Source organism: Mucilaginibacter sp. GW821-FHT07H05 (assembly GCF_059418485.1).
Window position 1 is genome coordinate 267,875 of the sequence record NZ_JBWKPY010000005.1, and the last position, 14,743, is coordinate 282,617.

The window sequence follows — 14,743 nt, forward strand, 5'->3', positions numbered from 1 at the left end:
TACACCTCAATACCTCTTTTTATGGATAAACATTACAAACTATTGAGTAAGGCAAAAAAGTATATCCTGGCATTTTCTTGCTTTATGGCCGCGTTGCTGATTACCCAGCAGGCCAGTGCGCAGTACTTTGGGCAAAACAAGGTGCGATATAAAAAGCTCGATTTTAAGGTGTATAAAACTCCGCATTTCGAGATCTACTATTACATGAAGAACGACAGCCTGCTGAAGCGCTTTGCCCAGGAGAGCGAACTTTGGTACACGCTGCATCAGCAAATATTCAGGGATACCTTCCGTAAAGCTAACCCAATCATCCTGTACGCTAATCACCCCGATTTTCAGCAAACCACCGCTATTGACGGAGAGATTGACGTAGGTACAGGCGGTATTACCGAAGGCCTGAAAAACCGTGTGGTAATGCCGATCATGGAAACCAACCAAACCACCCGCCACGTAATAGGGCACGAGTTGGTTCACGCTTTCCAGTACCATTTGCTGTTAGGTAACGATACTACCAATACCGATAATATCAACAACATACCCTTGTGGATGATAGAAGGTATGGCCGAGTATTTATCTATCGGTAAAAAAGATGCCTACACCGCCATGTGGATGCGCGATGCTTACCTGAATAAGGATATCCCATCGGTAAAAGATCTGACGGAAAGTAATAAATACTTCCCTTATCGTTATGGCGAAGCTTTCTGGTCGTTTTTAGGATCAACCTATGGAGATACTATTATAGTACCTTTCTTTAAAAATACAGCCCGTTTTGGTTTGGAATATGGTATCCGCCGCACATTTGGGTACGATGAAAAAACACTTTCGGCCCTTTGGAAAAACTCGATTGTAAATGCCTATAAACCGTACCTGAAAGACACGGTGCAAAAACCGGTAGGGACAAAGCTGATAGACTATAAAACAGGCGGCGATTACACCGTAGCGCCATCGGTTAGTCCGGATGGTAAATACATTACCTTCCTGTCGTCCAAATCGCTGTTTAGTATCGATCTCTTCCTGGCGGATGCGCATACGGGGCAGATCATTACCAAGCTCACGAGTAAGGTCAGCAATACGCATATCGACGAATTTAACTTTATAGAATCGGCGGGCACGTGGTCGCCGGATGGCAAGAAATTTGCCTTTAGTATCTTCAGTAAGGGCCGTAACCGGATGCTGGTTGTATCCATACCCAGCGGTAAGGTGCTGGATAATATCTCTATGGGCAAAGCCGAGCAGTTCGGTAACCTGTCATGGTCGCCGGATGGTGATCACGTCGTGTTCCAGGCTTTATCCGAGGGGCAGGGCGATTTGTATATGTACAGCTTCCGCGATAAAAAGGTTACCCAGCTAACTAACGACAAGTTCTCTGATTACCAGCCCAGTTTTTCAAGGGACGGCAAAAAGGTCATTTTCGCCAGCGACAGAACAACTTACGATAAATCGCCAAGCCAGGATATTACCTTTAACCTGGCCGAAATTGATATCGAAACCAAAAAGGTAACCGATATTAATGTATTTAATGGGGCTAATAATCTTAACCCGGTTTATTCGTCGGATGGTAAGGCGGTGTTCTTCCTCTCAAACCGGGATGGTTTCCGTAACCTGTACCGTTATACCCTGGCGGATGGAAAGGTAGAACAAATGACCGATCTGTTTACTGGTATCAGCGGTATTACCGAGTTTTCGCCGGCATTGAGCGTATCGGCTAATAACGATGTGGTATACTCTTATTATAAAGCACAAAAATATACCTTGTACACCGCTAAGGATGGCGATTTTAAGCCAACGGTTGTAGATCCGCAGGCCACTAATTTTGATGCCGCCCAACTGCCGCCCTTTAAGGCTGTTGGTGTCGATCTGATCAACGCCAACCTGAATAATTACCTGGCTTATCCGCGCCTGCCTGCAGATTCGGTTAAGCAGATCAAATACCGCCCGCAATTTAAATTGGATTATTTGGCCAGCAGCGGTGTTGGTGTGGGCGTAAGCAATTACGGTACCGGTTTGGCCAGTGGTATACAAGGCGTGTTCAGCGATATTTTGGGCCGCAACCAAATCTATGCCGGTGCCGCTGTTAACGGGGAGATCTATGATTTTGGCGCTGCCTTTACCTATATTAACCAAACAGGCCGCTGGAATTTGGGTACCAGCATATCGCACATCCCATACCAGTATGCTACTTATAACCTGGTATCTACCACTTATAGTTATAATAACCAAACTATCCCGGCTTATGAGGAGCGTTACGATATTGTCCGTATTTTTCAGGATCAGGTGGGTGTGTTTACTTCTTATCCTCTCTCTAAAATAAACAGAATTGAGTTTGGTACCGGTGGCGCCTATTACTCGTACCGGGTTGATCGTTACAGTACTTACTACGATCAGTATGGCAATATCCTCGATTACCAGAAGCATCATATTTCGCGTTCTGAATACGAATCTGACCCGAATAACGGTGGTGTAAGCCTGAAGCCGTTCACCGTGTTTAATGTAAATACCGCTTTTGTGGGCGATAACTCCTTTTTTGGTATAGCCGCTCCTTTGGATGGTTTCCGTTACCGGTTTGAGGCCGAGTATAATTTCGGCACGTTTAATTACTTTGCCCCAACGGTTGATATTAATAAATACCTGCGTGTAAAGCCGGTAACATTTGCAGCAAGATTATATGGTTACGGCCGTTTCGGTCCTAATAACAGTTTGTACCCGCTGTACCTGGGCTACCCCTTCCTGATCAGGGGGTACGAGTCGCAAACTTTTTATAACAATACCAACAAAGTACCTACCAATAATTTCACCATCGATCAGTTATCGGGTAACCGCATAGCAGTTGCCAGCTTTGAGGTGAGGTTGCCTTTTACCGGTCCGGAGAAATTAGCCGCTATCAAATCCAAATTCCTTTTCTCGGATCTGAACGTATTTTTTGATGCAGGCTTAGCCTGGAATGCCGGCGACAAAATTTATTTCCAGACCAATCCGCCTGTAATAGGCCAGCAAAATGTGCTTGATGCTAACGGAAACCCGCAGGTTGTGGGCGGTAAAATAGTAACCACGCCAATTTATGGCCGCGTACCGGCATTTAGTACAGGTGTATCTTTAAGGGTGAACATGTTCGGGTATTTTATCCTGGAGCCTTACCTGGCCTGGCCAATTAACCGTACCGATATCAGTAAGCCTGTGTTTGGCTTAGGCTTTACACCGGGCTGGTAAACTTTACCATCCTACAACAAAACGGCAGCAGTATTGTATTTATACTGCTGCCGTTTTGTTAACTTTGCAGCCTTTTACTTTGTAAGTATGAAATATACCTGGTTAATCATTATATTAAATTTAGTAGTTGGTGCAGCCTTTGCCCAAAAAACGGATAGCGCGGCAGTTAGGCTGTTAATATCTAAAGGGATAAAAACCAAGGTAGTAAATGGCGCTATTATGGCTAATAACCACAACATTATCCAAAATGTAGCAAAGGCTAAGGATTATACCACCTTGCTTGCCGCTATTAAAACCGCAGGCCTAACCGAAACATTTGAAAGCAAAGGCCCTATTACCATTTTTGCGCCAACAAACACCGCGTTTGCAAAACTACCAGCCGGAAAGCTGGATACCTTACTAAAGCCCGCACATAAGTTTGAACTGAGCAGCGTGATCACTTACCACGCCATTGCAGGTAAAGTAAGCGCGCGCGATATATCCCGTAACATTCGCGAGCATAAAGGCATCGCTACCTATATTACCCTGGCCGGCAGTAAGCTGGCTGCTACTATTGATGCCAACCGCAATATTGTACTAACCGATGAAACCGGCGGACAAACCACCATCAGCCAGTTTGATGTGGAACAAAGCAACGGCATGCTGCATGTGGTTAATAGTGTGATCATCCCTAAAACGAGGGCGATATAAGGAGTAGCCGAAAGTTTGCGTTAGATTTTATATTCATTGCAGTTGGCTGAACCCAACGGATAAATCGCCCTTCTTCAGGTTTTGGCCTAACATCATTATTTAAAAATTCCGGAACCTCGGAGAGATTCAAGCTTTGTAGAAAAACAGCAAAAAACGAGCAACGCCGTCAGGTGCTGAACCTCATTTGTTGAATACCTACGGCATTCTAACGGAAAATTGGTTTTTGCACAAAGCTTTTGCTCCTATGGAGCAGGATTTAATTACATTGGGCTTTAGCCTGATTGTCACTTTATAAGTACATTAATTTTCAAGAAAAAATTAATTCTTAATATTGATTAGGAAAAACAGGGCCATATTGTAAGGTTTTAATCGGTGCCCCGACAAAGCATATCTAACAGAATAATGACCATCTGTTAAAAACCATCGTAAAATATTAAACGTATTTAGTAGTATGAAAAAGTTAATATTATCAATAGCAGCCATTATGGCTATCGCGGCTATCAGCTGCCAAAATATCAACGGACAGGTTAAACCCGACCCGAAAAGACCAAAATCAAAAACCGCAGCTGAATGGAAAAAGATCCTGACGCCAAACGCGTTTGATATTATGGTGAACAGCGGTACCGAAGCGCCGTTTAAGAACGAATATTACGATAACCACCAAAAAGGTGTTTATGTAAGCGCTGCCACTGGCGATGTGCTGTTCTCGTCGGACGATAAGTTTGACAGCGGTACGGGCTGGCCAAGCTTTGTTAAACCGGTTAAGCCGGGTTTGGTTGAGATCAAAATCGACCGCAGCTATGGCGAAGTGCGCGAGGAAGTGATTGAAAAAAGCACCGGCCTGCACCTGGGGCACGTGTTTGACGACGGCCCCGCCGATCGTGGCGGCAAACGGTATTGCATGAACAGCGGCGCGTTAAAGTTTATTAAAAAGTAAGGCTTTTACGGGTTGATGTTACGGCAGGGCGCATAGCCGACCTGCTGTACATTTGCTGTTCTATTTGTAAACCCTTGGTCAGGTCCATCCAATCCGAATTGGCCGACCTGATCATTTTTTCTTTTTGGGCGCGGGTAAAGGTGCTTACATATTTAAAGCGGTCCATGGCCTGCGCTTCATTATTGATCTCTTCAAAATAAACCAACCGGGTTAAATGCTTCGAGCTATCGAAGAAAAGGGTGGGCATTTCACTGTAAAACTCCAGTGTTTTTAGCAAATCGCTGCAAAGGCCAACGTGTAAATTATTACGGTTACGGTCGGTGATGATATAAACAAAGTTCTTCATTTTATAAATATTTTTTGGCGTTTCGGATTTTATTACTAATTTTATGAGCATAAAAATACTAATAAATTTAGTAAATCCAAATTTTATGTCAATTATTTCACAAAATATTAAGTTTTTACGCAAGAAAAAAGGTTTAACCCAGCAGGCTTTCGCCGACGAAGTTGGTATAAAACGCTCATTAGTAGGGGCTTATGAAGAAGATAGGGCCGACCCTAAATATGATCTGCTAAAAAAATTAGCGATATACTTTGACGTTAGTTTAGACGACTTTATTAACGAAACTATCGACGAGAACTGGGCGCCCAAACCCAAAGGCGATCCTAATAACCTGCGTATCCTGAGCATCACTGTAGATAAGGAAGATAACGAGAATATTGAAATGGTGCCCGTAAAAGCCAGCGCCGGTTACCTCAACGGCTACGCCGACCCGCAATATGTGGCTAAACTGCCTAAGTTTTACCTGCCTATGTTTAAGCAGGGAACTTATCGCGCTTTCGAGATCAGCGGCGACTCGATGCTGCCGCTGCAATCGGGCAGTATTATAATAGGAGAGTATTTGGAACGCTGGACGGATATTAAACCCGGTGATACCTATGTAGTAGTATCAAAAACCGAAGGTGTGGTATATAAGCGCATTGCTAATAAGTTTAAGGATAATAAGAAACTGAAGCTGGTATCGGACAACCCGGTTTACGACCCTTATGATATTAACGGCGAGGATATCCTGGAAATATGGAAGGCTAAAGGTTACTTCAGTACCCACCTGCCCGAACCGGCCCCTGAGCCTACGATGGAGAATTTAACCGGCATGATGGCGCAAATGCAGCGCTCCATTGCCGACCTGCAAAAGAACAGCAACAATTAAGTTACAAGGTTGCTATTAAACTATAAGGGTATATCTTTATCTAAACTTAAAAAACTGGATAAATAATGAAAAAATTAATGTTAGTATGCTGTTTCGTTATAGGCGCAACAGCAATGAGCTTCGCCCAGGGTGGCGGTGGCCGCGGCCCGCAAAAATCCCCTGCAGAGCAGGCAAAAGACCTACAGGCATCTCTTAAGTTAACAGATGACCAAACAGCTAAAGTAACAGCTATTTATACGGCTAATGCAGCAAAAAGAGACAGTTTGATGAAAGCTGGTGCCGACAGAACAGCCATGCGCCCGTTGCGTCAGGAAGCCACTGAAAAGATCAACGCGATTTTAACAGACGAGCAGAAAGCTGCGTGGAAAAAACAAATGGAAGAAATGCGCGCCAAAATGGGCGGTGGCCAGGGCGGCGGCGGTACTCCTCCTCCCCCTCCTGCAAAATAATTTAATGGAATATTGATAAAAGAAAGCGGCCCAAAAGCCGCTTTCTTTTATTTAACAGGAATGTTACGCAATATTTTAGCATAAATATTGTTCCTATTAGCGGGCATAAGTATCTTTATTTTAAACTAAATTAAAAACTGAATATGAAAAAACTAATGTTAGTATGCTGCTTCGTAATCGGAGCAACAGCTATGAGCTTCGCCCAGGGTGGCGGTGGCGGCCGTGGCATGGGTATGAAACCTGAAGATCAGGCAAAAATGTACCAAACTTCATTAAAACTTACAGATGATCAAACAACCAAAGTAACTGCTATTTTAACAGTGCAAGCTGCTAAGAGAGACAGTTTGATGAAAGCAGCCAACGGCGATATGTCTTCTATGAGAGCTGCATTTGGCCCAATGCGCGAAGCTACCAATGCCAAGATCAAAGCATTGTTAACCGACGAGCAAAAAGCTGAATTTGACAAAATGCAAGCTAACATGCGTCAGCGTGGTGGCGGCCAGGGCGGTGGCGGCGGTACTCCTCCCCCTCCTCCTCCGGCACCTCCGGTAAAATAATTTCATTTTAATATAATGAATAATAGAAAGCGGCTTTTGGGCCGCTTTCTTTATTTTAGCACAAATTATTTGAAGTGAGCAAGGCCGAAGCATTTATCAAAATTAAACTGGAGGAAAGGCGGGACGCGGGTAATTACCGCATGCTGAAGCCCGAAAGCGGTTTGATAGATTTTTGCTCGAACGATTACCTGGGCTTTGCCCGTTCGGTGGATTTGATAGTAACTATTGACTTGGAACTTTCCAATTACCCTGCTGCTCTTACTGGTTCAACAGGGTCCAGATTACTGGCAGGTAATACTATTTACGCCGAAGAATTGGAAGCGGAAATTGCAACTGTGCATGGCTACCCGGGCGGGTTAATGTATAATTCGGGGTACGATGCCAACCTGGGGCTATTCTCGTCCCTGCCGCAACGCGGCGATACCATTATTACAGATGAATTAGTGCACGCCTCTATTATAGACGGCGCACGCTTAAGTTATGCGGATAGGTATAAGTTTAAGCACAATGATATAGATAGCCTTGAAGATAAGCTAAAGCAGGCTAAAGGCAATATATATGTAGGCGTGGAGAGTGTTTATTCGATGGATGGGGATATGGCGCCATTGTTAGAAATAGCAGAGATCGTACAAAAATATAATGCACACCTGATTGTTGATGAAGCCCATGCTACCGGCGTTTTTGGCCTGGGGCTTGTGCATCAGCTAAACCTGCAGGATAAAGTATTTGCGCAGGTGGTAACCTTTGGCAAAGCCTTAGGATGCCATGGGGCTATTGTTTTAGGCAGCGATGTGTTGCGGCAATACCTCATTAACTTTTCGCGTTCGTTTATATATACTACCGCTGCTCCTTTTCATCAGTTAGCATCGGTAAAAATGGCTTATGGTTTATTGCAGCAAAGCGGGTTGGAACAACAAGTGCTGCAAAGCAATATCGCGTTTTTTAAAAATGGCTTCCATAATGGTAATTACCAGTTAATCCTCAGCAGCAGCGCCATTCAGTGCCTGGTGATGGGCAGTAACAAAAGCGCGAAAGCATTAGCCGGCTTACTGCAAAGCAATGGTTTTGATGTGCGGCCGATATTAAGTCCGACAGTTGCCGCAGGTGCCGAGCGCTTGCGCATCTGTATCCATACCTACAATACCGGGCAGGAAATTAGCGGATTGCTCGCCATAATTAATAATTTCGGGGAATGATGAAACCAATTTTTGTTACAGGTATTGGTACCGATGTGGGTAAAACCATCGTATCGGCTATGTTGGTTGAGCAGATGCAGGCCGACTATTGGAAACCCATACAAGCCGGCGACCTGGACAATAGCGACACCATTAAAGTAAAGCAACTGGTCAGCAACCCCGTATCCGTTTTTCATCGCGAAGCTTATCGCCTCACGCAACCTTTCTCGCCGCACAAGGCTGCCGCGCTGGATGGGGTGGAGATTGATTTCAAAAAGATCAGGGTACCCAAAACAGATAACCAATTGATTATTGAAGGGGCAGGGGGACTGATGGTGCCGCTAAATAATACCCATCTGGTGATTGACCTGATAGGAAAACTGGATGCCGAAGTGATACTGGTTTCAAGGAATTACCTGGGGAGTATTAACCATACGCTGTTATCGGTAGAGGCATTGATAGGGCGGGGCATCCATATCCGCGCTATTGTTTTTAACGGGGATACCGATGAGTATACCGAGAACATTATCCGCGAGCAAACCAGGCACGAGATTGCCGTCTGCCATATCACTCATATGCCGGTTATCGACAGAAACAGCATACGAAGTCAGAAAATAGATCTATAACGAGTTTGAATACTCGATCAATTTAGCCAGGTCGGCATCATCCTTTAAGTTAAGGCTATTTGTTTTGATATAGGCTTCCAGTTCAGGCTGCTTTTTCCCAATGCCCGCTATTACCGACTTTTTATCCTTTTTTATTGGGATCATTTTGCCGCCGGTTAAAAGGTAATATTTATCAACCGCTATAAAGTTTTTGCTTGAAACTGCCGAACCATATACCTTTATTTCCTGTATTTCCTTAACCGGTTGTTTAAACAATTTTGTATTACCATCAGCAAGTAATTCATAATAGGCGATATCGTTTGGCTTATTGCCCGGATAACTGCTAAAGTGCCTTGTAATTATTTTATTGCTGATCGTAAACTCAACAACCTGATCAACAAATTCTAAAACCTCGCCTGTTTTCCCTTTAAAATATAGTTTACCTTCCAGCTCGTTATATTTTAAGTAAAGGTTTGAAAACACCTGCGCATTGGCAATTTTAACCGTTCCGCTTGCCCAGTCGTCATATAAATAGGGGGAGCCCTCAATATCGGTATATTCCTTCAACCTGTAGGGGCGTCCGTTAATATCGCTTACAAACTGCGCCTTTACCTCACTGGTTATGGCCGAAATAAAGAGAACTATGATTAGGCTGGCTTTAATTAAATTCTTCATAATATCTCCATATGTAATATAAAAAAGGAGTGCTGAAAGTAAATATACTTAATTCCAACACTCCTTGTAAATGATTGATAAAAACTTATCGCCTTAGGGTAACAATAAACTTACTGTAATTAACGCTTGGCTTAATATCGGCGTTGCCAACCAAATCAATACCAAGGGTTCTTTGTGTACCTACAACTGTCATACTGTTAGGTATTACATCAATAATAATGTATGCCTGCGATGTATTTGGCGCAAAGGTAACTTTGCGGGCACCTGGTGTACGGAAATTGAAGTTAACACCTTCAACCGCGGCTACTATAGTACCTGTGGTTGGGGTAGTACGTAAAGTATAATTGATATCAATTGGGCTGCTGCTTTGCGGGCCAACTAATTGCACCAAAATACTATCAACCGGGCGCGAGTTAATCAGGATCGTCCTTGTTGAATCAGACTGGGCAGTAGTTGTATATATGCCCCTGGCGTTTAACTGCGCGGTAAGTTGCCCCAAAGTTTGATTTTTTGTTTCAACCACAGTTGGGCCTTTATAGGTAAGGCCAGTCTCAGCCTTTTCGGGGAGGCAGCTGCTTATTAAACCGCAAACCGCCAGTGCCAAAATTGTATAAATGATATTTCTTTTCATAATGCTTTTAAATTAATAGTTAGGGTTTTGTGGCAGTGCCGGGTTTAAAGTTACTTCGGCAGCCGGTAAACCAGCCAGTATCCTGTAATCGGTAGCGGCTATGGTACCAACGGCAGTTAAAGCAGGTTTGGTAATGCCATTACCCAGGCGTTTCAAATCAAACCAGCGATGACCTTCAAAAAATAATTCTCTTCTTCTTTCGGTTTGGATAAAAGCTAACAGGGAAGCATCGGTTGGCACAGCTGCTGTTGCGTTACGTGCGGCGCGCAGGGTAGTAACCAGCGCGGCAGCGGCAGTATATTGTGTTTGGTTGGCCAAAGCTTCAGCCTTCATTAAAATAAGATCCGAATAACGCATCATCAGGATATTATCGGTATACGCACCGCCAGCGCCCGAGTATTTGTTGGCCCAGGTATAAACGTTGGCATTGGTAGTGGTACGGCTGTTAAAGAACATCCCCTTACGGTCGTCAGTTGCTTCAAAAAGTGCAACCAGTTCGGCCGATGCTGTCTGGCCTGCAAAAGTTGATAAGTTAGATGAGTTATAACCTGTTGGTTGTGTATAGGTAAAAGGCGCGTCGTTACTACCGGTTACACCCACTACTTCAACCGATTGGTTGTAATACAACTCTAACAACGATTCAGGGTTCGGGATCTTTTTAAATGCCGCAGTATAAGTACCCGCTGTAATTGGCGCTAAGGTATTGGGTGTTATTGCCGGATCAAGCGCGTTATCAAATTCGGTAACAGCCTGGGGGTATTTTTCCCAATACAAATAAAGCTTACCTAAAAACGCGTGCGTAGCGCTTTCATTAATATGGTAAGGATTTACGGGTCTTTTATAATTCCCGGTTTGAGTAGCAATAAACGGATAACTGGCTTTAAACGTAGTGATGGCCTTGGTAAAATCGCTCTCTATTTGGGTATAGGTTTGTGTAATGGTTGAGCGGTTAATAGAAGTAGCATCGCCAAAAGCTGTAGTTGGTGTTAAGCGTAAAACGGCGCTCTTGTCAAAACCCGAACCTAATCCACTGGTTGGCACCTTATTGGGCTCGTAGCCATATACACGGGCAATATCAAAATAGATCATGCCCCTAAGTGCGTAGGCTTCGGCTTTAACCTGGGCCTGTAAAAGCAGTTGGGCATTACCAACGGCTGGTGCAGCGTCAATACCGGCAATAATGTTGTTTAAATCGTTAATGGCGGCATAGGCCTGTGTCCAGATGTTATAAATGGCACCACGTGTATTGGTATTGGTGGTTACATAACGTCCGCCGGCCAGCGCCGATACCGTATAGATATTATCGGCAAGGCAATCACCCTCCAGGGCCATATCACGTCCCCAGTAGGTATATGATTGCAGCCTGTCATAAACTGATATCAATACCGCATAATAACCATTAACATCTTTTAAAGCAGCATCTGTGCTGATTTGATTTTTTGGCTGTATATCTAATATCTTTTTGCACGCGGTAAGCGACGACAGTGCGATGGTTAGATATATTACAAATATTTTCTTGTTCATTTTCATGTCTTTTAGAATTTAACGTTTAATCCGGCGGTAAGAGTCCTCGCGTTAGGATAGAAGTTTAAGTTGTTACCCGTATTTTCCGGATCATCACCCCTGTAATGGGTAATGGTGGCCAGGTTTAATGCCTGCAGGAATATTGATACCGAACCTAATTTCATGCTTTCGGTTACCGATTTAGGCAATTTATAGCTTAACATTACTTGTTTTAAACGGATGTAAGATGCATCTTCAACAAACCTGCTTGACAGGGTTTGTACGTTAACGCCTCCCGGCTCGGTACCTGTACTGCCTACATAAGGGCGTGGTACAGATGTGATTTGCCCCGGAGTGGTCCACCTGCTCAATTGGTTTATGCTTTGGTTGTTGGCCAAATCGCCGGATGTTTCCAGGTATTGCTGGGTTTGCAGGTACGATTTATTGCCGTATTGGTATTGAAATAACACATCCAGACTTACACCAGCATAAGAGAAGGTATTACCCAAGCCACCATAAAAACGGGGTAGTTGGTTGCCAATAATCCGGGCGTCGGTTGTTTTTGGCGAATAAGTGATGTTCCCGTTAATATCATAAAACATCTGGCGCCCGTCGGCCGGGTTAACACCGGCCCATTTTTGGGTGTAAATGTTTTGCAGCGGGCTGCCTACGGTATAAGTAAAGGTGCCTGTTTGCTGCAGGCCGTTAACCAGTTGCAGCAACTTGGTGCGGTTCCATGCTATGTTAAAGTTGGTGCTCCACTTAAACTTACCGTCAAGGTTAACCGTACCCAATTGAATTTCGATACCCTCGCTTTGCGCAGCCCCGGCATTTACAGTGTATGAGGTAAAGCCCGAATCGCCCGGTAAGGTTAAACCTAATATCAGGTCGGTATTCTTTTTACGATAAATATCAAACTGGCCGGTAATACGGTTGTTCAGGAAACCGAAATCTAAACCAAAGTCAATTTGTGTTGATTTTTCCCAGGTGAAATCGGGGTTGGCCAGTTGTGAAGGCCTTAAACCACCCGCTAACGGAGCGCCATATTGGCCGCCACCGCCGTATAGGGCTAAGCCCGTAAAATCGGTACCAGGCTGGCTGCCGGTAACACCGTAGCTAACACGTGGCTTTAACTGGCTGATGAAGGTAAGATCGCGCATAAAGTTTTCAGCAACCATATTCCAGCCGCCCGAGAAGCCGTAGAAAGTACCATATTTATGGTTAGGGCCAAACCTTGATGAACCATCGCGGCGTACATTGGCCGAGAAAAGGTATTTGCCCTTATAATCATATTTTAAATTACCTAAAAAGCCGGCAACCCTAAAGCCTGTAAAGGTTGAAGTTGCAGCTGTAGGGGTTGAACCACTGCTCACTAAAATCAGCAGGGGGCTTGGAAAGCCTTGTGCCGAGGCCGACTCTACCTGGTTGGTTACCGAGCGGTACTCGAAACCCGCTAAGGCCGAGAAGTTGTGTATGCCATTAAACCTTTTGCTGTAGTTAAAGGTACCGCTGGTATTGTAGTTAATGTTGCGGCGGTAGGTTTCAACACCCGAGCCAAGCGGGGCGTAAATAGGAATGGTGGCCGGGCGGTAGTTTAAATCGCGGATATCAGAAAACTCCAGGCCGCCAAATGCCCTGAATGATAGCTCTGGTAAAATATTATAAGTTAAGCCCAGGTTGCTTACAGTTTGGAAGGTACCAGCTGTACGCACTTCCTGTACTACGTTTTGTATAATGTTATTGCCGGCGTTAATACCTACAGTTGCTGTATTGTATGTGCCATCGGCATTATAAATGGGGTTTATAGGCGATGTTAGCACGGCGCCTGTAAACGGCGTATTGGTAAAGAAGCCCGAGTTTGTTGACGGGCCGGCCTCGCCCGATCCGGTTAAGTTGATGGATGCCTGCAGGCTAAAATTGTCGGACACTTTATGATCAACATTGGCGCGGAATGTACCACGTGTAAATGATGAGTTAATAATAGTACCCTGTGTATTATTATATGAACCGGCTACAAAAAATTTGGTTTTTGCATCACCACCGTTAAACGACAGATCGTATTGTGATACCTTGCCTGTTTGTGTAATGCCCCTTACATAATCGTAAGTTGGTATGGTAGCAGGTAAAACACCGCTTGGGAACGACGCGGTTATAGCCGCCGCTGTTCCTACACCGGGTGCGTTACCTATACGCTGGTTATAGTTTTCGTAAGCCTCCTTTTGCAGCATAAAGTAGTCGGAGCCGCTAACGGTTTTGTACGGGTTATAGTTTTTAGCCTGTCCGTATTGTGCCGATAGGTTTATCTGGGTTTTGCCTACCTTACCACGTTTGGTGGTGATAATTACCACACCATTACCCGCTAACGAGCCATAAATGGCCGCAGATGCCGCATCCTTTAAAACTTCGATCGACTCGATATCATCAGGGTTAATGGATGAAAGGGAGTTAACCGATGTTTGGCCCGACAGGCCGCCTGTTGAAAGCTGAACACCATCAACAATGTAAAGTGGCTGGGTGGTACCGTTAATAGTAGCTGTACCGCGGATAATTACAGATAAGCCGCCACCCGGCTGACCGCTGCTTGAAGTTACCTGCACACCCGCTGCACGGCCCTGTAAAGCACGGTCAAGCGTTTGTATAGGTTTGTCTTCAATATCAACGGCCTTCAGGGATACGATAGAGCCTGTCACTTCTCTTTTCTGCTGCACACCGTAACCGGTAACCACAATTTCGCTTAACGCTTTATTGTCCGATTTTAATTTTACAGTGTAAACAGTAGCCGAAGTAATGGCAACCGTAGTAGTGCTGTACCCCAAATAAGAAAATTGGAGTGACTTTGCACCGGCTGGAACATTCAGACTGAAATTTCCATCGGCATTGGTTTGCGTACCTTGTGTGGTGCCCACAATTTTAATGGAAACTCCGGGCAGCGCCTGGCCGTCATCGGCACCAACAACACTACCCGTAATTTTTCTGCTTTGAGCAAATGCACTTGAAAATGCAAAAAAACTCAGAAGAAGAAGATTGAGTAAATTTTTCTTCATTTTTGATTAGTTTTTGTTAAATAATAGTTATGAAACTGTAATGTACAGAAAATTATATT

13 protein-coding genes are annotated in these 14,743 nt (G+C 44.4%); 8 read left to right on the forward strand and 5 right to left on the reverse strand.

Going from position 1 to position 14,743, the window contains the following annotated elements:
• Positions 1-21: 21 nt before the first annotated feature.
• From AC07M6_RS15165 to msrB, 3 genes are all read left to right on the forward strand, one after another.
• Complete coding sequence (locus tag AC07M6_RS15165) at positions 22-3,207, forward strand: peptidase MA family metallohydrolase (RefSeq protein WP_494890799.1); 3,186 nt, start codon at positions 22-24, stop codon at positions 3,205-3,207.
• Positions 3,208-3,294: 87 nt separating this feature from the next.
• Positions 3,295-3,897, forward strand: a complete 603-nt coding sequence (locus tag AC07M6_RS15170) for a fasciclin domain-containing protein (protein ID WP_494890801.1) — start codon at positions 3,295-3,297, stop codon at positions 3,895-3,897.
• A 451-nt stretch (positions 3,898-4,348) separates the two neighbouring features.
• A complete protein-coding gene (msrB, locus tag AC07M6_RS15175) occupies positions 4,349-4,834 on the forward strand; it encodes a peptide-methionine (R)-S-oxide reductase MsrB (protein WP_494890803.1) in 486 nt (161 codons plus the stop codon).
• Here the strand turns inward: msrB and AC07M6_RS15180 are convergent.
• Positions 4,824-5,180 (reverse strand): GIY-YIG nuclease family protein, encoded by a 357-nt coding sequence (locus tag AC07M6_RS15180; protein ID WP_494890805.1) that lies wholly within the window; start codon positions 5,178-5,180, stop codon positions 4,824-4,826. The genes msrB and AC07M6_RS15180 overlap by 11 nt on opposite strands.
• 85 nt (positions 5,181-5,265) lie before the next feature.
• Here AC07M6_RS15180 and AC07M6_RS15185 point away from each other — a divergent pair, with 85 nt between their 5' ends.
• The 5 genes from AC07M6_RS15185 to bioD all read left to right on the forward strand — a co-directional run bounded on the left by AC07M6_RS15185 (position 5,266) and on the right by bioD (position 8,852).
• Positions 5,266-6,045: an XRE family transcriptional regulator gene (locus AC07M6_RS15185; RefSeq protein ID WP_494890807.1), complete on the forward strand. Its 780-nt coding sequence runs from the start codon at positions 5,266-5,268 to the stop codon at positions 6,043-6,045.
• A 65-nt stretch (positions 6,046-6,110) separates the two neighbouring features.
• Positions 6,111-6,494, forward strand: a complete 384-nt coding sequence (locus tag AC07M6_RS15190) for a hypothetical protein (protein ID WP_494890809.1) — start codon at positions 6,111-6,113, stop codon at positions 6,492-6,494.
• A 191-nt stretch (positions 6,495-6,685) separates the two neighbouring features.
• The gene (locus tag AC07M6_RS15195) at positions 6,686-7,051 is read left to right on the forward strand and encodes a hypothetical protein (protein ID WP_494890811.1); all 366 of its coding nucleotides are present in this window, start codon (positions 6,686-6,688) and stop codon (positions 7,049-7,051) included.
• Positions 7,052-7,125: 74 nt separating this feature from the next.
• A complete protein-coding gene (locus AC07M6_RS15200) occupies positions 7,126-8,247 on the forward strand; it encodes an aminotransferase class I/II-fold pyridoxal phosphate-dependent enzyme (protein ID WP_494890813.1) in 1,122 nt (373 codons plus the stop codon).
• Positions 8,244-8,852 (forward strand): dethiobiotin synthase, encoded by a 609-nt coding sequence (gene bioD, locus AC07M6_RS15205; protein ID WP_494890815.1) that lies wholly within the window; start codon positions 8,244-8,246, stop codon positions 8,850-8,852. The genes AC07M6_RS15200 and bioD overlap by 4 nt, the downstream gene beginning before the upstream one ends.
• Here the strand turns inward: bioD and AC07M6_RS15210 are convergent.
• From AC07M6_RS15210 to AC07M6_RS15225, 4 genes are all read right to left on the reverse strand, one after another.
• On the reverse strand, positions 8,847-9,506 hold the full coding sequence (locus tag AC07M6_RS15210; protein ID WP_494890817.1) for a hypothetical protein: 660 nt from the start codon (positions 9,504-9,506) through the stop codon (positions 8,847-8,849). The genes bioD and AC07M6_RS15210 overlap by 6 nt on opposite strands.
• Positions 9,507-9,591: 85 nt before the next feature.
• Entirely contained in the window at positions 9,592-10,137 is a 546-nt protein-coding gene (locus AC07M6_RS15215; protein ID WP_494890819.1) for a hypothetical protein, read from the reverse strand.
• Between the two features lie 12 nt (positions 10,138-10,149).
• On the reverse strand, positions 10,150-11,667 hold the full coding sequence (locus AC07M6_RS15220) for a RagB/SusD family nutrient uptake outer membrane protein (protein WP_494890821.1): 1,518 nt from the start codon (positions 11,665-11,667) through the stop codon (positions 10,150-10,152).
• 5 nt (positions 11,668-11,672) lie between these two features.
• Positions 11,673-14,684, reverse strand: a complete 3,012-nt coding sequence (locus AC07M6_RS15225) for a SusC/RagA family TonB-linked outer membrane protein (protein WP_494890823.1) — start codon at positions 14,682-14,684, stop codon at positions 11,673-11,675.
• Between the last annotated feature and the right edge of the window lie 59 nt (positions 14,685-14,743).

Excerpts from the sequence above, each read along its gene's own strand:
- AC07M6_RS15165 (WP_494890799.1), top strand. The coding sequence starts at position 22 with ATGGATAAACATTACAAACTATTGAGTAAGGCAAAAAAGTATATCCTG.
- AC07M6_RS15170 (WP_494890801.1), top strand. The coding sequence starts at position 3,295 with ATGAAATATACCTGGTTAATCATTATATTAAATTTAGTAGTTGGTGCA.
- msrB (WP_494890803.1), top strand. The coding sequence starts at position 4,349 with ATGAAAAAGTTAATATTATCAATAGCAGCCATTATGGCTATCGCGGCT.
- AC07M6_RS15180 (WP_494890805.1), bottom strand. The coding sequence starts at position 5,180 with ATGAAGAACTTTGTTTATATCATCACCGACCGTAACCGTAATAATTTA.
- AC07M6_RS15185 (WP_494890807.1), top strand. The coding sequence starts at position 5,266 with ATGTCAATTATTTCACAAAATATTAAGTTTTTACGCAAGAAAAAAGGT.
- AC07M6_RS15190 (WP_494890809.1), top strand. The coding sequence starts at position 6,111 with ATGAAAAAATTAATGTTAGTATGCTGTTTCGTTATAGGCGCAACAGCA.
- AC07M6_RS15195 (WP_494890811.1), top strand. The coding sequence starts at position 6,686 with ATGAGCTTCGCCCAGGGTGGCGGTGGCGGCCGTGGCATGGGTATGAAA.
- bioD (WP_494890815.1), top strand. The coding sequence starts at position 8,244 with ATGATGAAACCAATTTTTGTTACAGGTATTGGTACCGATGTGGGTAAA.
- AC07M6_RS15210 (WP_494890817.1), bottom strand. The coding sequence starts at position 9,506 with ATGAAGAATTTAATTAAAGCCAGCCTAATCATAGTTCTCTTTATTTCG.
- AC07M6_RS15215 (WP_494890819.1), bottom strand. The coding sequence starts at position 10,137 with ATGAAAAGAAATATCATTTATACAATTTTGGCACTGGCGGTTTGCGGT.
- AC07M6_RS15220 (WP_494890821.1), bottom strand. The coding sequence starts at position 11,667 with ATGAAAATGAACAAGAAAATATTTGTAATATATCTAACCATCGCACTG.
- AC07M6_RS15225 (WP_494890823.1), bottom strand. The coding sequence starts at position 14,684 with ATGAAGAAAAATTTACTCAATCTTCTTCTTCTGAGTTTTTTTGCATTT.